The sequence below is a fragment of the Amycolatopsis sp. 3B14 genome (assembly GCF_050958625.1).
In the GTDB taxonomy this organism is placed as follows: domain Bacteria; phylum Actinomycetota; class Actinomycetes; order Mycobacteriales; family Pseudonocardiaceae; genus Amycolatopsis_E; species Amycolatopsis_E thermoflava.
The window spans coordinates 1-18,829 of record NZ_JBHZEN010000062.1 but is presented as its reverse complement, the minus strand read 5'-3'; the positions used below and the strand labels follow the sequence as shown (position 1 = coordinate 18,829).

16 protein-coding genes and 1 pseudogene are annotated in these 18,829 nt (G+C 71.7%); 10 read left to right on the top strand and 7 right to left on the bottom strand.

Annotation, left to right across the window (positions count from 1 at the left end):
• Nucleotides 1-13: 13 nt before the first annotated feature.
• Nucleotides 14-523 (bottom strand): hypothetical protein, encoded by a 510-nt coding sequence (locus ACCP09_RS31500; protein WP_228685165.1) that lies wholly within the window; start codon nt 521-523, stop codon nt 14-16.
• A 131-nt stretch (nt 524-654) separates the two neighbouring features.
• Between ACCP09_RS31500 and ACCP09_RS31495 the strand changes: the two genes are divergently transcribed.
• The 3 genes from ACCP09_RS31495 (at nt 655) to ACCP09_RS31485 (ending at nt 3,666) form a co-directional block, all read left to right on the top strand.
• Complete coding sequence (locus ACCP09_RS31495) at nt 655-1,074, top strand: YciI family protein (RefSeq protein WP_020418747.1); 420 nt, start codon at nt 655-657, stop codon at nt 1,072-1,074.
• Nucleotide 1,075: 1 nt separating this feature from the next.
• Entirely contained in the window at nt 1,076-2,311 is a 1,236-nt protein-coding gene (locus ACCP09_RS31490; RefSeq protein WP_433752351.1) for an RNA polymerase sigma factor, read from the top strand.
• A 113-nt stretch (nt 2,312-2,424) separates the two neighbouring features.
• Nucleotides 2,425-3,666 (top strand): APC family permease, encoded by a 1,242-nt coding sequence (locus tag ACCP09_RS31485; RefSeq protein ID WP_433752349.1) that lies wholly within the window; start codon nt 2,425-2,427, stop codon nt 3,664-3,666.
• Here the strand turns inward: ACCP09_RS31485 and ACCP09_RS31480 are convergent.
• Nucleotides 3,627-4,733, bottom strand: coding sequence for an NAD(P)H-dependent flavin oxidoreductase (locus ACCP09_RS31480; protein WP_027935058.1), 1,107 nt, complete (start codon nt 4,731-4,733; stop codon nt 3,627-3,629). The two genes, ACCP09_RS31485 and ACCP09_RS31480, sit on opposite strands and share 40 nt — an antisense overlap.
• Nucleotides 4,734-4,744: 11 nt before the next feature.
• Nucleotides 4,745-6,361 carry an acyl-CoA synthetase gene (locus tag ACCP09_RS31475; RefSeq protein WP_208722419.1) on the bottom strand — a complete coding sequence of 539 codons (1,617 nt, stop codon included), beginning with the start codon at nt 6,359-6,361 and terminating at the stop codon, nt 4,745-4,747.
• 58 nt (nt 6,362-6,419) lie between these two features.
• On the opposite strand from ACCP09_RS31475, the gene ACCP09_RS31470 reads away from it, so the two are divergent.
• Nucleotides 6,420-7,208 (top strand): crotonase/enoyl-CoA hydratase family protein, encoded by a 789-nt coding sequence (locus tag ACCP09_RS31470; protein ID WP_433752346.1) that lies wholly within the window; start codon nt 6,420-6,422, stop codon nt 7,206-7,208.
• A gap of 544 nt (nt 7,209-7,752) precedes the next feature.
• Here the strand turns inward: ACCP09_RS31470 and ACCP09_RS31465 are convergent.
• Entirely contained in the window at nt 7,753-9,306 is a 1,554-nt protein-coding gene (locus ACCP09_RS31465; RefSeq protein ID WP_433752344.1) for an acyl-CoA synthetase, read from the bottom strand.
• 89 nt (nt 9,307-9,395) lie between these two features.
• On the opposite strand from ACCP09_RS31465, the gene ACCP09_RS31460 reads away from it, so the two are divergent.
• From ACCP09_RS31460 to ACCP09_RS31445, 4 genes and pseudogenes are all read left to right on the top strand, one after another.
• Nucleotides 9,396-10,352 carry a Zn-ribbon domain-containing OB-fold protein gene (locus tag ACCP09_RS31460; protein WP_433752342.1) on the top strand — a complete coding sequence of 319 codons (957 nt, stop codon included), beginning with the start codon at nt 9,396-9,398 and terminating at the stop codon, nt 10,350-10,352.
• Nucleotides 10,353-10,364: 12 nt separating this feature from the next.
• Nucleotides 10,365-11,414 carry a thiolase domain-containing protein gene (locus tag ACCP09_RS31455; protein ID WP_378364147.1) on the top strand — a complete coding sequence of 350 codons (1,050 nt, stop codon included), beginning with the start codon at nt 10,365-10,367 and terminating at the stop codon, nt 11,412-11,414.
• Between the two features lie 2 nt (nt 11,415-11,416).
• A complete protein-coding gene (locus ACCP09_RS31450; protein WP_400986860.1) occupies nt 11,417-12,574 on the top strand; it encodes a thiolase domain-containing protein in 1,158 nt (385 codons plus the stop codon).
• 62 nt (nt 12,575-12,636) lie between these two features.
• A pseudogene (locus tag ACCP09_RS31445) lies at nt 12,637-12,847 on the top strand (leucine zipper domain-containing protein); the annotation flags it as partial.
• Between the two features lie 26 nt (nt 12,848-12,873).
• Here ACCP09_RS31445 and ACCP09_RS31440 read toward each other — a convergent pair.
• Nucleotides 12,874-13,818 (bottom strand): sigma-70 family RNA polymerase sigma factor, encoded by a 945-nt coding sequence (locus ACCP09_RS31440; RefSeq protein WP_433752340.1) that lies wholly within the window; start codon nt 13,816-13,818, stop codon nt 12,874-12,876.
• 81 nt (nt 13,819-13,899) lie between these two features.
• Here ACCP09_RS31440 and ACCP09_RS31435 point away from each other — a divergent pair, with 81 nt between their 5' ends.
• On the top strand, nt 13,900-14,472 hold the full coding sequence (locus ACCP09_RS31435; protein WP_433752338.1) for a dihydrofolate reductase family protein: 573 nt from the start codon (nt 13,900-13,902) through the stop codon (nt 14,470-14,472).
• Here ACCP09_RS31435 and ACCP09_RS31430 read toward each other — a convergent pair.
• Nucleotides 14,430-15,950, bottom strand: a complete 1,521-nt coding sequence (locus tag ACCP09_RS31430; RefSeq protein ID WP_433752336.1) for an amidase — start codon at nt 15,948-15,950, stop codon at nt 14,430-14,432. The genes ACCP09_RS31435 and ACCP09_RS31430 overlap by 43 nt on opposite strands.
• A 42-nt stretch (nt 15,951-15,992) precedes the next feature.
• The gene (locus tag ACCP09_RS31425; protein ID WP_027935048.1) at nt 15,993-17,219 is read right to left on the bottom strand and encodes a cytochrome P450; all 1,227 of its coding nucleotides are present in this window, start codon (nt 17,217-17,219) and stop codon (nt 15,993-15,995) included.
• Between the two features lie 221 nt (nt 17,220-17,440).
• Between ACCP09_RS31425 and ACCP09_RS31420 the strand changes: the two genes are divergently transcribed.
• Nucleotides 17,441-18,604, top strand: coding sequence for a steroid 3-ketoacyl-CoA thiolase (locus ACCP09_RS31420; RefSeq protein ID WP_378336525.1), 1,164 nt, complete (start codon nt 17,441-17,443; stop codon nt 18,602-18,604).
• The last annotated feature ends 225 nt before the right edge of the window (nt 18,605-18,829 follow it).

Sequence of the window (18,829 nt, the reverse complement as noted above, 5' to 3'; positions counted from 1 at the left end):
GGGATACTACCGGTCAGTAACCTCGTTTGGCGCTCGTCAGCACCACAGTCCGCTCGTTCAGGGGCTCGGACAGGGTCGCCGACACCACCGGGTAGCGGATGTCCATCGTGCACATCTGGCCTGCCAGGTTGCTCTTGTTCTCGACCAGGTTGACGACGACCTGCCGCGCGTCCTGTGCGGTCACCTCGGCCGCGGCGCGCCCGCAGCCGCCCTCCTCGGCGCGGATGAACAACTGCTTGCCGTCCGCGCTGACGAACACCTCGCGCGGGAAGTCCGACGGCAGCGCCGAGGAGTCGACGCGGGTGGCAGGCACCTGGGCGGTGTCCGCCGGTGGCTGCATCTGGCGCGGCCCGCCCGGCATGACCGGGGGCAGGTCGGTGGCCGGGATGGTCGGCGCGGTGGGAGCGGCTTCGCTGCTGGTCGCGTCGCCGGACCCGCTTCCGACGGTGGGGGCCTGCTCGCCGCAGGCCGTGGCCGCCAGCAGGACGAGGCCCAGCCCGCACATCGTTGCTTTCCACCTCATGCCTCCAGGACGGAACGGGCCCGCCGACGGGTTGCACAAAAAATCCCGGGGACCGTGTCGATCGAAACGCCCCCGTTCGACCCATGGGGTGAGAGGGTCCAGAAGGACCCGGACACCGAGGGAGAAACACCATGAAGTTCATGCTGATCTGGCGGGCCACCGACGAGGCGTTCGCGAACCTGGCCGACTTCGACTTCGACCAGATGATCGAGATGACCGGCCGGTACAACCAGGAGCTGATCCGGGCCGGTGTGCTGGTCGCCGCCGAGGGTCTGGACGACGCGAACGACGGCGTGGTGGTGGACTACTCCTCGGAGCCGCCCGTGGTCACCGACGGCCCGTACGGCGAGACGAAGGAGCTGTTCGGCGGCTTCTACATCCTCAACGTGGCCTCCAAGGAGGAGGCGGTCGAGTGGGCGAAGCGGTCCCCGATCAAGGGCAAGGGTTTCAAGACCGAGATCCGGCGGGTCACCACGATCGACGAGTTCCCGCAGGACAACGAGTGGATCCAGAAGGAGCGGGCGTGGCGCGAGGCGACCGGTCAGCTCTGAGATGACCGAGCGGGAAGCGATCGCCGCCGTCTGGCGCATCGAGTCGGCGCGGATCGTCGGTGCGCTCGCGCGCTACACCGGCGATTTCGCGCTGGCCGAGGACCTCGCCCAGGAGGCGCTGGCGGAGGCTCTGGTGACCTGGCCGCGTGAGGGGGTGCCCCGCAACCCGGCGGGGTGGCTGCTGACGGTGGGCAGGCGCCGGGCGGTCGACGCGTTCCGCCGGCGTTCCGCACTCGACGACCGGTACGCCGTCCTCGCCAACGAGCTGCGCGAGGACGGCGGGGAGATCGAGTGGGATCCGGACCAGATCGACGACGACGTGCTCGCGCTGATGTTCATCTCGTGCCACCCGGTGCTGTCGCGGGAGGCCCGGGTGGCGCTGACGCTTCGGGTGGTCGGCGGCCTGACCAGCGACGAGATCGCGCGGGCGTTCCTCGTGCCGACGGCGACGGTGCAGGCGCGGATCACGCGGGCGAAGAAGACGCTCGGCGCGGCGGGGGTGCCGTTCGAGGTGCCCTCGCCGGAGGAGCGGGCCGCGCGGCTCGGGTCGGTGCTGAACGTGATCTACGTGATCTTCACCGAGGGTTCGTCGGCCAGCTCCGGTGGTGACCTGATCAGGTTCGACCTCGCGGGCGAGGCCCAGCGCCTCGCCCGCGTGCTGTCGCGCCTGATGCCGGACGAGCCGGAGGTGCACGGGCTGCTGGCGTTGCTGGAGCTGACCGCGGCGCGGTTCCCGGCGCGCACCGGGCCGGACGGGGAGCCGGTGCTGCTGGAGGACCAGGACCGGCGGCGGTGGGACCGGTCGGCGATCCGGCGGGGACGGGCGGCGCTGGCGCGGGCGGAGGCGGCCGGGCGGGGGCTGGGCGCGTACGGCCTGCAGGCCGCGATCGCCGAGTGCCACGCCGTCGCGCCGTCGGTGGCGGAGACGAACTGGGACCGGGTGGTGCTGCTGTACGAGGCACTCGGCGGGCTCGCGCCGTCGCCCGTGGTCGACCTGAACCGCGCGGTGGCGGTGTCGATGGCGCAGGGCCCGGCGGCGGCGCTGCCGATCGTGGACGCCCTGGCGGCGGCCGGGGCGCTCGGCAAGTCGCACCTGCTGCCGACCGTGCGCGGCGAGTTGCTCGTGCGGCTCGGGCGCACCGAGGAGGCCCGGATGGAGCTGAGGCGGGCCGTCGAGCTGTGCGGCAACGAACGGGAACGCGCGGTGCTGGAACGGAAGCTGGACGCCCTTGGTTGACCGGCACGATCCTGGGCGCTCTGGTTGATCGCGCCCCTGTCCGCGGGCGAACGGGCGCCGAACATCCCGTGACGGATCATCCCCGCGGCCGGGCCACCGGTTACGGTCTCCCCGTGACAGGACTAGTGCGACGGCTCGGCACCGGGGACGCGGTGGTGATCGGCCTGGGCTCGATGATCGGGGCCGGCGTGTTCGCCGCCTTCGCGCCTGCCGCCCGTGCCGCGGGCGCCGGGCTGCTGATCGGCCTGGCGCTGGCCGCGGTGGTCGCCTACTGCAACGCCACCTCCTCCGCCCGCCTCGCCGCCCGGTACCCCGAATCCGGGGGCACCTACGTCTACGGCCGGGAGCGGCTCGGCGAGTTCTGGGGTTACCTCGCCGGGTGGGGGTTCGTCGTCGGCAAGACCGCGAGCTGCGCCGCGATGGCGCTGACCGTCGCGTCCTACACCGCGCCCGGCGCGAGCCGCCTCGCGCAGTCGCTCGTCGCGGCGGCCGCCGTGCTCGCGCTGACCGCCCTCAACTACCGCGGCGTCCAGCGGTCGGTGACGCTCACCAAGGTCATCGTCACGATCACGCTCGTCGTCCTCGCCGGGTCGGTGGCCGGGATCGTGATCGCGGGCAGCCCGGAGGCCGCCAACCTGACGCCGTTCCCCGGCTCGGGCGCGGGCGGCATCCTGCAGTCCGCCGGGCTGTTGTTCTTCGCTTTCGCCGGGTACGCGCGGATCGCCACCCTCGGCGAAGAGGTGCGCGACCCGGAGCGCACCATCCCGCGAGCCATCCCGATCGCACTGGGGATCACGCTCGCCGTGTACGCCGTCGTCGCCGTTTTCCTGCTGCTGCAACTGGGTCCGGACGGTCTGGCGTCCACTTCGGACCCGATCGCGACGGCGATGGCGAGCACGTCGTGGTCGGCCCTCACCCCGGTGGTCCGGGCCGGCGCCGCGCTGGCCGCGCTGGGCTCGTTGCTCGCCCTGGTGCTCGGGGTGTCCCGGACGACGTTCGCCATGGCCCGGGACGGCCACCTGCCCGCTGCGCTGGCCGCCGTGCACCCGCGGTTCGCCGTGCCGCACCGCGCCGAGGTGGCGGTCGGGGTCGTGGTCGCCGCTCTGGTGCTGGTGACCGACCTGCGCGGTGCGATCGGGTTCTCCTCGTTCGCGGTGCTGACCTACTACGCGATCGCGAACGCGAGCGCGTGGACGCTCGGTACCCGCCGCGTGGTGCCCGTGGTGGGGCTCGCCGGCTGCGTGGTGCTCGCGTTCAGCCTGCCGCTGTCGTCGGTGATCAGCGGTGTCGTCGTGCTCGCCGCCGGCGCGCTCGCCTACCTCGTCTTGTCCAGGCGGGACAACGCCTCCTCGTAACCGCTGACCAGGTCGGCCACGATCTCGGCCACCGGGCGCACCCGGTCGATCCGGCCGATGATCTGGCCTGCCGGCATCGACACCACCGTCGGGTCGTTCGCCGCGTGGATGCGGTTGTGCGCCTTGCTCACCAGCAGGTTCTGCAGCGGCATCGGCAGCGGTTCGGGCGCGTCCGCGGACGACCAGGCCTCGGTCCAGCGCGTCTTGAGCAGCCTCGCCGGTTTCCCGGTGTAGATGCGCGTCCGCACGGTGTCCGACGACGTCGCCCCGACCAGCGCGCTCTGCATCGCGGTCGACTCGGGCATCGTCTGCAGGTACTCCTCCGTCGCGAGCCAGATCGAGCCGGTCCACGCGCCGGACGCGCCCAGCGCCAGCGCCGCCGCGACCTGCCTGCCCGAGCCGATCCCGCCCGCCGCGAGCACCGGCGCGCGATCGCCCACCGCGTCGACGATCTCCGGCAGCAGCACCATCGAGGCGATCTCGCCGGTGTGCCCGCCCGCCTCGTACCCCTGCGCCACCACGAAGTCCACGCCGTTGTCGACGTGCCGCACCGCGTGCTCGGCCTTGCCGGCGAGCGCCGCGACCGGCACGCCGTGCTCGTGTGCCTGGTTGATGACGTCGACCGGGGGTGAGCCGAGTGCGTTGGCGATCAGCTTGATCGGGTGCTTCAGCGCGACCTCGACGTGCGAGCGGGCGACCGAGTGCAGCCAGCCGAGCACGCCGGCGCGTTCCTCGGTGTCCTCCGGCAGCTCCGGCACCCCCAGCTCGCGCAGCGTCCGCTCGACGAACGCGCGGTGCTCCTCGGGGATCAGCTTTTCGAGGTCGACCGCGGCGCCCTCGGCGGGCACCTTCGCGGGCATGACGATGTCGACCCCGTAGGGTTTGCCGTCGGTGTTGGCGTCCATCCAGTCCAGCACCCGGTCGAGTTCACCGGCGTCGTTGAACCGCACGCAGCCGAGCACGCCGAGGCCGCCCGCCTTGCTGATCGCGGCGGCCACGTGCTCCGACGGGGTGAACCCGATGATCGGGTACCGGATGCCGAACGTCTCGCACAGCGCGGTGCGCATCAAGTGTCTCCTCAGGCCTTCTGGATCTCGATCGGTGAGTGCTCGGCGGCGTGCCGGGCGGCCCACGGGTAGTCGGGTTTGCCGGTCGGGAGCCGGCCGATCCGGTCGACCAGCCACACGCTGCGCGGCACCTTGTAGCCCGCGACCTGCGTCCGGACGTGCGCCTCGATCGCGCCGAGGTCGGGCGTCACACCGGGCCGGGCCTGCAGGATCGCGCCGACCCGCTGGCCGAGCCGCTCGTCCGGCACGCCGACGACGATCGCGTCGAACACGTCCGGATGCGACTTCAGCGCGCTCTCGACCTCTTCCGGGAACACCTTCTCGCCGCCGGTGTTGACGCACTGCGAACCGCGGCCGAGCAGGGTGACGGTGCCGTCCTCCTCGTAGCGGGCCCAGTCGCCGGGCACGACGTAGCGGTTGCCCTCGACCTCGACGAAGATCGTCTCGGACTTGGCCGGGTCCTTGTAGTAGCCCAGCGGCACGTGCCCGCGACGCGCGATCCGGCCGGTCGCGCCGGGCGCGCGCGGGACGAGGCGGTTGTCGTCGTCGATGAGGATGGCGTCCTTGCCGAAGTTCACCCGCGGGCCCGCCGAGTGGTCGGCGTCCTTGGCGACCATGCCAATGCCGGTGAAGCCGCTCTCCGACGAGCCGATCGCGTCGGTGAGCACCAGGTTCGGGAAGGTGCTCAGGTACTCCTGCTTGACCGGCTGGGAGAACAACGCGGCGTGGCTGGACACGGCGACGAGCGACGAGGCGTCGTAGCCGCCCTCGCGGTAGGCGTCGAGCAGCGGGCGGGCCATCGCGTCGCCGACGATCGTCAGGACGTGCACCTTGTGCTTCTCGATCTCGCGCCAGATCTCGTGCGGGTCGAACTGCGGCACGAACACGACGGTGCCGCCGCCGAACATCGCGCCGAACGCGGCCCACTGGGCGGCGCCGTGGATGAGCGGCGCGGCGGGCAGCCGGACCATCGCGCCCTGCTTGCCCTGCTCGGCCATCGTCCACTCGTCCGGGACGTACTCGCCGGTGACGAAGTCGATGCCGCCGCCGAGCGCCCGCCACACGTCTTCGTGGCGCCACATGACGCCCTTCGGGTAGCCGGTGGTGCCGCCGGTGTAGACGATGTAGATGTCGTCCGGGCTGCGCTCGCCGAAGTCGCGGTCCGGCGACTGCGCGGCGAGCGCCGGCTCGTACTCGGCGCCCCCGTAGCCGGAGAAGTCCGCGTCGCTGCCGTCCTCAACCACTAGTACGTGTTTCAGTTTCGGGGTCTTCGGGAGCACCGCGGCGACCTTGTCCGCGTACTTGCGCTCGTGCACGAGCGCGACCAGGTCGGCGTTGTCGAAGAGGTACTCGAGCTCGGCTTCGACGTAGCGGTAGTTGACGTTGACCGCGATGGCGCGCAACTTGTACGCGGCGAACATCGCCTCGATCGTCTCCACGGAGTTGCGGGAATAGACGCCGATGTGGGAGCCGGGACCGACCCCCTGCGCGGCGAGGTGGTGCGCCAGCCGGTTGGCCCTGTCCTCCAGCTGGGCGTAGGTGACGTGCCGCTGTCCGCAGATGACCGCGGGGCGATCCGGCACGGCGTCGACGGCGTGCTCGAGCAGATCCGCGATGTTGTATGCCACCCAGCCAAAGTAGAACATGTTATCGTTTTGGGCAATGGCGCCGGATGGAGAGGTAATCATGACGCAGCCGCACGCCCTGGTTGAACAACGCGCGCACACGCTCGTGGTGACGATGAACCGGCCGGAGGTCCGCAACGCGATCAGTGGCGAGATGATGGCGATCCTGGTCGAGGCGTGGGACCGGGTGGACAACGATCCGGAGATCCGGTGCTGTGTGCTCACCGGCGCGGGCGGCGCGTTCTGCGCCGGCGCGGACCTGAAGTCGATGAACCGCAACTCCCCCGCCGATTCGTACGAGAAGGGCACGTTCGACCCGGGCCGCATCGAGGGCCTGCTGAAGGGACGGCGGCTGACGAAACCGCTGATCGCGGCCGTGGAGGGCCCGGCGATCGCGGGTGGCACGGAGATCCTGCAGGCCACCGACATCCGCGTGGCCGGGGAGAGCGCGCGGTTCGGCGTGTCCGAGGCGCGGTGGGGGCTGTTCCCGATGGGCGGCTCGGCGGTGCGGCTGCCGCGGCAGATCCCGTACACGTTGGCGGCGGAGATCCTGCTGACCGGGCGGCACCTGACCGCTGCGGAGGCGAAGGAGATCGGGCTGATCGGCAGCGTGGTGCCGGACGGGCAGGCGCTGGAGCGCGCGCTGGAGCTGGCGGACATGATCGCCGCCAACGGGCCGCTCGCGGTGCAGGCGATCCTCCGCACGATCCGCGACACCGAGGGGATGCCCGAGGAGGAGGCCTTCAAGATCGAGGCGCAGCACGGGCTGAAGGTCTTCCAGTCCGCCGACGCGAAGGAGGGGCCGCGCGCGTTCACGGAGAAGCGCAAGCCCCGGTTCGAGGGCCGCTGAAACTGTCGGTGGTGGCCGCTACCCTGGCGCGATGGACGGCGATCCCGCCGGCGGGGCAGTGCGCGTGCTGCGAGCCGCCGCCGGCGGGGGTGCTGGTGCGCCACGGGCGGGTCGGCGTGCCCGCAACGACGACCGGTGCGAGTGGTTGCTCAAGGGACAGGAGCACGTGGGCCGCAGGGGTAGCGGACCCGGTGACGTGGTGCCGGTCCGCTGGGCGGACCTGGGCCCGGAGAAGCTCCAGCTCTGCGGGCACTGCTGCAACGAACGGTGGTGGGCGTCGGTGCGCTTCGCACGCTCCCTCGAGGTGGTGACGGAAGAACGCAGCCAGCGGGACCTGCGGCCAAGCCCAACCTGAGCGGGCGCTCGCATCACGCCCAGCCTGAGCGCCCGATCAACCCCACGCTGGGGTAAGTCGGCGGGTTGCCACGCGCGCACGGAACCGCGCCCCGCGGGCAGTCCGCAGGGCGCGGGCCGCCCGCGGCGCTCGCGCATTTCCGGAACACCGGACCGTGCCCGGCCGCACGGAACCGGGGCCGCAGGAGGGTCAGATCTTCCGGTCCGTCCAATAAGGATCCCGCAGCTTGCGCTTGTACAGCTTCCCGTTCGGATCCCTCGGCAGCTCCTCGGCGAAGTCGACACTGCGCGGCCACTTGAACTTCGCCAGCCTGCCGCGCACCCACTCCAGCAGCTCCTCCGCCAGCTCGGGCCCCGGCGCAACACCCGGCGCAGGCTGCACGACCGCCTTGATCTCCTCGCCCCAGTCCTCGTGCGGGATGCCGAACACCGCCACGTCCGCGACCTTCGGGTGCATCACCAGCTCGTTCTCGATCTCGGCCGGGTAGATGTTCACCCCGCCCGAGATGATCATGTCGTTCTTGCGGTCGTGCAGGAACAGGTAGCCGTCCTCGTCCAGGTAACCCACGTCGCCGAGGGTGAACAGGTTCCCGACCCGCGCCTTGCGCGTCTTCTCGGCGTCCTTGTGGTACTCGAACGTCGACGAGCCCATCCGCATGTACACCGTGCCGGGCCGTCCCGGCGGCAGCTCGTTGCCGTCGTCGTCCAGGATCTTGATCACCGAACCGGGCCACGGCAGCCCCACCGAACCGGGCTTGCGCAGCCACTCCTCGCCGGTGATCATCGTGCCGCCGCCCTCGGTCGCGGCGTAGTAGTCGGTCACCACCGGGCCCCACCACTCCAGCATCCGCCGCTTCACCTCGGGCGGGCACGGCGCCGCGCCGTGGATCATGTTCCGCAGCGACGACAGGTCGTAGCGCGACCGCACCTCCTCGGGCAGCGCGAGCAGGCGCCGGAACTGTGTGGGCACCATGTGGCTGTGCGTGACGCGGTACCGCTCGATCAGCCGCAGCATCTCCTCCGGGTCCCACCGGTCCATCAGCACGACCGTGTGCCCCAGCTGGATCGAAATCGACGCGAAGTTCAGCACCGCCGTGTGGTAGAGCGGCGATCCGCACAGGTGGACGTGGTCGTCGAACGGCTTCAGCCCGAAGATTCCGAAGAACCACGTGGACGCGGCGGGCACGCTGTCCGGGTCGGCCCCGCTCAGCGGCCGCCGCACGCCCTTGGGCCGTCCCGTCGTGCCGGAGGTGTAGAGCATCGGCGACCCCGCCGTCCGCCCCTCCGGGCGCCCGCTCCCCCCGGCGCCCAGTTCGGCCACGTCGCGGAACCCCTCGATGCGGCCGACCGCGAACCGGCCGGAAGCGGGCACCCCGGCCTCGTCCGCCGCGGCGATCGCCACGTCGGCGAACCGCTCGTGCGCGAGGAACGCCTTCGCCCCGGAATCGGACAGGATGTAGGCCACCTCGGGTCCGACCAGGTGCCAGTTGACCATCACCACGTACAGCCCGGTCTGGAGCGCGGCGAAGTACGCGGCCAGCAGCTCGTCACTGTTGGGCTGCAGCACCACCACGACGTCGCCGGTCTCCAGGCCCAGCTCGCGCAGGCCGCGCGCGTACGCGTTGGCCTTGTCGGCGAGCGCGCCGTAACCGACCTCGCTGCCGTCGGGGTTCACGATCGCCGTCCGGTCCGGCTGCCCGGCCGCGATGTTCCACAGGCCGATCGTCTCCAGTGCAGTGGTCATGCACCGAATCTAGAACTTGTTCCACTTAGCGCGCAACCTTCCGGCAGAGCGTCTTGCCGCCAGATCGAGAACGTGTTTCACTTCGATTCGTGAGTACACCGCTGTCCGCGCCGCTGGATCTCGCCTTCGACTACACCCGCTCCCTCGGGCCCGTGCTCGGCCGGTTCGCCGCCGGACTGCGCGAGCGCCGCATCGAGGGCGTGCGCGGCTCGGACGGCCGCGTGCACGTGCCGCCGATGGAGTACGACCCGGTCACCGCCGCGGCGCTCACCGAGTTCGTGCCGGTGTCCGACGAGGGCACCGTGCTGAGCTGGTCCTGGATCCCCGAACCGCTGGAAGGCCAGCCGCTGACCACGCCGTTCGCGTGGGCGCTGGTCCGGCTGGACGGCGCCGACACCGCGATGCTGCACGCCGTGCACGTGGACAGCCCCGCCGAGATGCGCACCGGGATGCGGGTGCGCGTGCGCTGGGCCGACGAGCCTGCCGGCCACATCCGGGACATCGCCTACTTCCTGCCCGTCGGCGCGGACGACGGGCCCTCCCCCGCGCCACCGCCGAAGTCCGAACAGGACGGTGTGATGGTCACGCCGATCCAGCTGCACTACCAGCATTCGGCGTCGCCGGAGGAGAGCCGTTACCTGCGCGGCCTCGCCGAGGGCAAGCTCATCGGCCAGCGCTGCCCGAAGTGCGAGAAGGTCTACATCCCGCCACGCGGCGCCTGCCCGACCGACGGGGTGCCCACTGTGGACGAGGTGGAACTGCCGGACACCGGCATCGTCACGACGTTCTGCATCGTCAACGTGCCGTTCCTCGGCCAGCGCATCAAGCCGCCCTACGTCGCGGCATACATCCTGCTCGACGGCGCCGACATCGCGTTCCTGCACCTGGTCCTCGGCTGCGACGCCGCCGACGTCCGGATGGGCATGCGGGTGAAGGCGAACTGGAAACCACGTGACGAGTGGTGGACCAGCCTGGAGAACATCAGCCACTTCGAGCCGACCGGCGAGCCGGACGCACCCTACGAGTCCTTCGCCCACCACCTGTAGAGGGGAACTGCCATGCGAGACGTCGCGGTGGTCGGGTTCGCCCAGGCCCCGAACGTGCGCTCCACACCGGGCACCACGAACGGCGTGGAGATGCTCGTGCCCATCTTCGCCCAGGTCTACGAGCAGACCGGACTGTCCAAGTCGGACATCGGGTTCTGGTGCTCCGGCTCGTCGGACTACCTGGCGGGCCGGGCGTTCTCGTTCATCTCCGCGATCGACGCGATCGGCGCGTTCCCGCCGATCCACGAGTCGCACGTGGAAATGGACGCGGCGTGGGCGTTGTACGAGGCGTGGCTGAAGATCCGCACCGGCGAGGTCGACACCGCGCTGGTCTACGGCTTCGGCAAGTCCTCCGCCGGGCAGCTGCGCCGGGTGCTGGCCCTGCAGCTCGACCCGTACACCGTCGCGCCGCTGTGGCCGGATTCGGTGAGCATCGCGGGCCTGCAGGCGCGGCTCGGGCTGGACGCCGGCCTGTGGAGCGAGAAGGACCTGGCCGAGGTGGCCGCGCGCAGCCGCGCCGACGCCACCCGCAACCCGCACGCGCAGTTCTCCGGCGCCAGCGAGATCGCCGACCTGCTGGACGCGCCCTACGTGGCCGATCCGTTGCGGGCGCACGACATCGCGCCGGTGACCGACGGTGCCGCGGTGATCGTCCTCGCCGCGGCCGAGCGGGCGCACGAGTTCGCCGAACGGCCCGCGGTCATCACCGGCATCGAGCACCGGGTGGACACGCCCGTGCTCGGCGCGCGCGACCTGACCCGCTCGCCGTCCACGGAAGCGGCCGGGCAGGCAGTCGGCACCGGGGACGTGGAGATCGCCGAGCTGCACGCGCCGTTCACCCACCAGGAGCTGATCCTGCGGACCGCGCTCGGGCTCGGCGACGACGTCCGCGTCAACCCCTCGGGCGGCGTGCTCACCGGCAACCCGATGTTCGCGGCCGGGCTGGCGCGCATCGGCGAGGCCGCCACCCGGATCCTCACCGGCCAGGCCTCGAAGGTGCTCGCGCACGCCACCAGCGGCCCGGCCCTGCAGCAGAACCTCGTCGCGGTCCTGGAGGCGTGAACATGGCGAAGCAGCTCGCCGCGGTGCTCGGCACCGGGCAGACCCACCACCGGGCGAAGCGGACCGACGTGTCCATGCCCGGCCTGCTGCGGGAGGCGATCGACCGCGCGATGGCCGACGCGCAGGTGGAGTGGCCGGACATCGACGCGGTGGTCATCGGCAAGGCGCCGGACCTGTTCGAGGGCGTGATGATGCCCGAGCTGTTCCTGGCCGACGCGCTCGGCGCGACCGGGAAACCGTTGCTGCGCGTGCACACCGCCGGTTCGGTGGGCGGGTCGACGGCGCTGGTGGCGACGAGCCTGGTGCAGTCCGGCATCCACCGGCGCGTGCTGACGGTGGCATTCGAGAAGCAGTCCGAGTCGAACGCGATGTGGGCGCTGTCGATCGCGCCGCCGTTCACGATGCCGGTCGGCGCGGGCGCGGGCGGGTACTTCGCGCCGCACGTACGGTCCTACATCCGGCGATCGGGCGCGCCCGAGCACGTGGGGGCGATCGTCGCGGCGAAGGACCGGCAGAACGGGGCGCTGAACCCGTACGCGCACCTCAAGCAGGCCGACATCACGGTGGAGAAGGTGCGGGCCTCGCAGGTGCTGTGGGACCCGATCCGCTACGACGAGACCTGCCCGTCCTCGGACGGCGCGTGCGCGATGGTGATCGGCGACGAGGCCGCAGGCGACGCGGTGCAGGGCGCGGCGTGGGTGCACGCGACCGCGATGCGCACCGAGCCGACCACGTTCGCCGGCCGCGACCAGGTCAACCCGCAGGCCGGCCGGGAAGCCGCCGCGGCGCTGTGGCACGAGGCGGGGATCACCGACCCACTGTCCGAAATAGACGCGGCGGAGATCTACGTGCCGTTCTCCTGGTTCGAGCCGATGTGGCTGGAGAACCTCGGTTTCATGCCCGAGGGCGAGGGGTGGAAGCTGACCGAGGCCGGGGAGACCGCCCTGACCGGCAGGCTGCCGGTCAACCCGTCCGGCGGAGTGCTGTCGTCGAACCCGATCGGGGCGTCCGGCATGCTGCGGTTCTCCGAGGCGGCGAAGCAGGTGATGGGCCGGGCGGGCGACTACCAGGTCGACGGGGCGCGCCGCGCGCTGGGCCACGCGTACGGCGGGGGCTCCCAGTACTTCGCGATGTGGGTGGTGGGCTCGGAGAAGCCCTAGGTGTGCTGTCCGGGGACGGTGGTGACCGGCTGACATCGCTGAGATGATCCTGGTAGGCGCCATTGGCCCCCACCGGCCGGCTGCGGCTGGCCCGGCGTGTCGTGGAGCAGGGTGGTCGCTGCGCGGGCGGTAGAGCGGTTCCAGGTCAGTCACACCACCGTCGCCCGCTGGGTGAGTCGTTGTCGCGAGCATGGCCCGGCGGGCCTGGTCGATCGGTCCAGCCGCCCGCACCACAGCCCCGGGCAGAGCCCGCCAGAGGTGGAAGCGCAGGTGCAGAACCACCTCACCAGACAACACACCTAGACGGCGGTGGGCAGAGCGAAGGCCGCGAACACCGCCGGGTCCTGGAAGACGACCGTGCGGCTGATCCGCCCGCCGGCGACGCTGAACACCTGCAGGGTGTGCAGGCGGTGCCCGCCCGCGGGATCCGGGGCGTAGGCGGCCACGGCCGGCTGGCCGTTCGCCCCGGTCGGGACCATCCGCCAGCCCACGCCGCGCATCGCGAACACGCGCCGGATGAAGGCGGCGTAGTCGTCGCGGCCGCGGTACCACAGCGGCACCGGCGGCATCTCCAGCACGGCATCGCCGGTGAGCAGCTCGACCAGCGCGTCCACGTCGGCCGCCTCAAACGCTCGGACGTAGGCCTCCACCGTGCGGCGGGCCGCGGGGTCGCCGGACGGGGCGACGTCTTCGAGGGCCGTGACGGACAGCCCCGCCCGCGCCCGCTGCAGGGCGCTGTTCACCGAAGCGACGGAGGTGTTCAGCAGTCCGGCCACCTCGGCGGCGCTGAAGGCCAGGACCTCGCGCAGCACCCAGACGGCCCGCTGCCGCGGCGGCAGCGTCTGCATGGCCGCGATCAGCGCCAGCCGCATGCTGTCCCGCCGCACGGCCTGGTCCGCCGGATCGCCGAGCCGGGCGTCGGGGAAGGGCTGCAACCAGGGCACGTCGAAGGCCGGCCGCAGCGGCGCCTCGGGGTCGGTGCTGGGCGCGCCCAGCCCGGACGGGAGCGGCCGGCGCGCCTTGCCCGCCAGCGCGGTCAGGCACGCGTTGGTCGCGATGCGGTACAGCCAGGTGCGGATCGACGCCCGCCGCTCGTCGTAGCGCTCGCGGGCCTGCCACGCCCGCATCATGGTCTCCTGCACCAGGTCCTCGGCCTCGTGGACCGACCCGAGCATCCGGTAGCAGTACGCCAGCAGCTCCGCCCGGTGCGGTTCGGTCAGCGCTGCGAAATCCACCCTGGCCATCGCGATGAGTATGGCGGCACTCGCCGGTATGTACCTCCGCCGGGCCAGCCGGGGCCGGCGGAGGACAACCGAGGAGTCCACATGGGCACGTTGATCGTCATCGAGTTCGTCACGCTGGACGGCGTCGTCGAGGACCCGGACGGATCCGGCGGCACGCCGGGCGGCGGCTGGGCGTTCCGGCACGGTCCGGATGCGGTGGCCGGCGACAAGTTCGGGCTCGGCGCGCTGCTCGACACCGGCGTGCTGCTGCTGGGCCGCGTCACGTGGGAGCTGTTCGCGAAGCTCTGGCCGGGCCGGACCGACGAGTTTTCGGCGAAGATGAACGCCATCCCGAAGCTCGTCGTGTCCCGCTCGTTGACCAGCGCGGACGCGTGGCAGAACTCGTCCGTGCTCGACGGGGACCTGGTCTCGGCGGTGCGCGGGACGGACCGGGACCTCATCGTCACCGGCAGCATCAGCGTCGTGCACGCCCTCGCCGCCGAGAACCTCGTCGACGAGTACCGGCTCCTGGTGTTCCCGACGGCGCTCGGCACCGGGCGGCGGCTGTTCACCGCGCCCGCGGATCTGCGGCTCCACGCGGTCCGGCAGCAGGGCGCCGCCGCGCTCCTGACCTACCGGGCGGCGACCGGGAAGCCACCCACCTCCCGCTCGTAGGCGGCCGCCACGCGGAGCACCGTCGCGTCGTCGAAGCGGCGGCCCGCGATCATCAGGCCGGTCGGCAGGCCGTCCACCGGCGCGGCGGGCACCGAGATCGCCGGGTGCCCGCTCGCGTCGAAGGGCGCGGTGTTGCCGACCATCCCGAGCGCGTTGACCATCCGCTCCTCGCGCGTCGCGTCCGGGCCGGGCAGGGGCTTCGCGACGTACGGCACCGTCGGCAGCACCAGCACGTCCACCTCGGCGAGCGCCGCGTCGTAGCCGGCGCGCAGCTCCCACGCCAGCTCGCGCGCCATCGCGTAGTGGCGCATGTCGTAGCGTTCGGCCGCGTAGGCGCCGGTGAGGATCATCGTCTTGAGCGTGTCCGACATGTCGTCGGCGTGCACGCGCCGCCCCCGCGCGAAGTGCACCATCAGCTCCGGGTCGTACCGGCCGGGCACGTTCATGCCGTAGCCGTTGCCGTCGATCATCTGGCGAGCGGTGCCGTCCGTGCCGATCACGGTCCACACGTCGAGCCCCTCGCGGTGCCACGGCACGCTGACCTCGGACACCACGGCGCCCGCCGCGGCGAGCCGGTCGGCCGCGGCGCGGACCGCGTCGTCGACACCCGGTTCGGACATCGGCAGGCCGAAACCCTCGGTGAGCACGCCTACCCGCACACCGCGGATGTCCTGCTCGACCGCGGCCAGGTAGTCCGGCGGCTCGGGTGTGCGGAACTGGCGCGGGTCGAAGCCGTCGTCACCGGCGAGGACGCTCAGCAGCAGCGCCGCGTCCCGGACCGTGCGGGTCATCGGGCCGAGGTGGTCGATCGTGGTTTCGATGGGGAACGCTCCGGTGTAGGGCACGAGCCCGTGCGTCGGCTTGTGCCCCACCACGCCGCAGAACGCGGCCGGAATCCGCACCGAGCCGCCCTGGTCGCCGCCGATCGCGAAGTCGGCCTCACCGGCGGCGAGCAGGGCCGCGTTGCCGGACGACGAGCCGCCGGCGTGCCGGGTGGGGTCCCACGGGTTGCGCACCGGGCCGGAGGCGGAGGTGAAGCTGGACCCGGAGTAGCACAGGTCCTCGCACACCGCCTTGCCGACGATCGTGCCGCCCGCCGCGAGCACCCGGCTCACGACCGTCGCGTCGCGGCGCGGCACGAACCCCTCCACCGCGCGGGATCCGTTCATCATCGGCACCCCGGCGACCGCGATGTTGTCCTTGATCACGACCTCGCGGCCGCTCAGGGGACCGTCGCCGGTCGGCGGGATCCGGGTGCGCACGTACCACGCGCCGAGCGGGTTGTCCGCCGGCCACTCGTAGTCGCGGCGCGGCGCGCTGGGCGCCGAGCGGGCATACAGGTGCTCGACGGCCTCGTGGGCGGCGAGGTTGGCCTCCACGAGAGCGGCGAAGGACTTGCGATCGGCTTCGCCGAGGCGGAAACCGTGACGGGCCGCGAGTTCGGCGAGTTCTTCCGGGCTGGGCGGGACGACGGGCACCGGGCACCTCCTGGCGACGAGGACCGAGGTGCAGCGTAACCCCTATTCGTAGGCGACCCGGTAGTGTTTGATGCCGTTGAGCCAGCCCGAACGCAGCCGCTCCGGCGGCGCGATCTCGCGGATACCAGGCATTTCGTCGGCGATGGCGTTGAAGATCAGGTCGATCTCCAGGCGCGCGAGATTCGCCCCGATGCAGTAGTGCGAGCCGGTGCCGCCGAAGCCGACGTGCGGGTTCGGATCCCGCAGCACGTCGAACTTCTCGGGCTCGTCGAACACCTCGGGGTCGAAGTTGGCCGAGCTGTAGAACATGCCGACCCGGTCGCCCTTGCGGATGTGCTGGCCGCCCAGCTCGGTGTCGGCGGTCGCGGTGCGCTGGAAGGCGATCACCGGCGTGGCCCAGCGGACGATCTCGTCCGGCGCGGTCTTCGGCCGCTGCTCGCGGTAGAGCTCCCACTGGTCGGGGTGGTCGAGCATGGCCTTCATGCCGTGGGTGATGGCGTTGCGGGTGGTCTCGTTGCCCGCCACGGACAGCAGGATGACGAAGAAGCCGAACTCCTCCGAGCTGAGCGACTCACCGTCCACATCGGCCTGGACGAGCTTGGTGACGATGTCGTCCATCGGGCACTTCCGGCGCTCCTCGGCCATGTTCCACGCGTAGCCGACGAGTTCGGCGGAGGCGGCGATCGGTTCGACGTCGTACTCCGGGTCGTCGTAGCCGATCATCTGGTTGGACCAGTCGAAGATCTTGCGGCGGTCCTCCTGCGGGATGCCGATCAGCTCGGCGATGGCCTGCAGCGGGAGTTCGCACGCGACGTCCTCGACGAAGTCGCCGGAGCCCTTCTTCTTCGCCTCGTGCACGATGCGCGCGGCGCGGTCGCGGAGCGTGTCCTCCAGCCGGGCGATCGAGCGGGGCGTGAAGCCCTTCGACACGATACGGCGCAGCTTGGTGTGCTGAGGCGCGTCCATGTTGAGCAGGACGAGGCGGTTCGCGTCGAGACCCTCGTCGGTCATGTTCTCGTCGAACCGGATGATCGCGAGCTTCTCCTGCGAGGAGTACAGCTCGCTGTCCTTCGACACGGTCTTGACGTCTTCGTGCCGGGTGACGACCCAGAACCCGTCGTCGCGGAAGCCCGCGCGGTTGTGCGGCTGCGCGTTCCACCAGACCGGCGCGGTCTTGCGGAGCTCGGCGAACTCCTCCAGCGGAAGCCTTGCCGCGATCAGGTCGGGGTCGGTGAAATCGAAGCCGGCGGGGATCAGGGGCGTGGCCACGGCTACCTCCCGAGGTGCCTCACGTCGTCGTGGAACACGTTCTAAACCCGATTAGAGCATACGGTGTTAACTAAGTCGAGAGTTTGAGTGAAACCCGTTTACTCGATCTTGAATGCCCTGGTGGTCCGATTGGTCACCAAACGGCGGTTGACCTGGGTCACACTTGCTCAATACTGAAACACGTTCTACTTTGGGCGGGAGTCGAGTGGAGGAGAGCTGCCGTGGGTGAACCCGTCATCGTCGAGGCCGTGCGGACCCCGATCGGGAAGCGGCGTGGCTGGCTGGCCGGGTTGCACGCGGCCGAGCTGCTGGGCGTGGCGCAGCGGGCGCTGGTCGAGCGGGCCGGGTTGGACGCCGCGATCGTGGAACAGGTTATCGGCGGTTGCGTGACGCAGGCGGGTGAGCAGTCCGGCAACGTGACACGCACGGCCTGGCTGCACGCGGGCCTGCCCGAGACGACCGGCGCGACGACGATCGACGCGCAGTGCGGGTCGGCCCAGCAGGCCGCGCACCTGGTCGCCGGGTTGATCGCGGCCGGTGCGATCGACGTCGGCATCGCATGCGGGGTGGAGGCGATGAGCCGCATCCCGCTCGGCGCGAACCGCGGCGTGGACGCGGGCGCGCCGAAGCCCGGCTCGTGGGCGATCGACATGCCCAACCAGTACGGCGCGGCGGAGCGGATCGCCGAGCGACGCGGCATCACGCGGGAGGACGTCGACCGGTTCGGGGTGGCGTCGCAGACCAAGGCGGCGACGGCGTGGGCACAGGGCCGGTTCGACCGCGAGGTGGCGCCGGTGAAGGCGCCCGTGCTCGACGCGGAGGGCAGGCCGACCGGGGAGACCCGGCTGGTGGCCCGCGACCAGGGCCTGCGCGAGACCACGCTGGAGGGGCTGGCTGGGTTGAAGCCGGTGCTCGAGGGTGGCGTGCACACGGCAGGCACGTCGTCCCAGATCTCCGACGGCGCGGCGGCCGTGCTGATCATGGACTCCGCGCGGGCGGCGTCGCTGGGCTTGCGTGCCCGGGCGCGGATCCGCGCGCAGGCGCTGGTCGGCGCCGAGCCGTACTACCACCTGGACGGCCCGGTGCAGGCGACGTCGCGGGTGCTGTCGCGCGCCGGGATGGCGATCGGTGATCTCGACCTGTTCGAGGTCAACGAAGCGTTCGCCTCGGTGGTGCTGTCGTGGCAGCAGGTGCACTCGCCGGATCCCGAGCGGGTGAACGTCAACGGCGGCGCCATCGCGCTGGGGCACCCGGTGGGCAGCACCGGCGCGCGCCTGTTGACGACGGCCCTGCACGAGCTGGAACGCCGCGACGGTGCGACCGCCCTGGTGACCATGTGTGCCGGCGGAGCACTCTCGACGGCCACCATCCTGGAGCGGCTGTAGGCCCACCCGCCTGAGCGGCTGCAGGGCCCACCAGGCGCGCCGGGCCGCCGCCGGTGGTGCGGTCCGGAACACGCACCACCCGGCACCGGCGAGGCGGCGCCTCACCGCGACGCGGCCACCTCCGGCTCAGCCCGACACACCCGGCTCAGCCCGACACGGGCACCCGCGGCTCACCCCGACACGGCCACCCCCGACTCACCGCGACACGGCCACCCCCGGCTCACG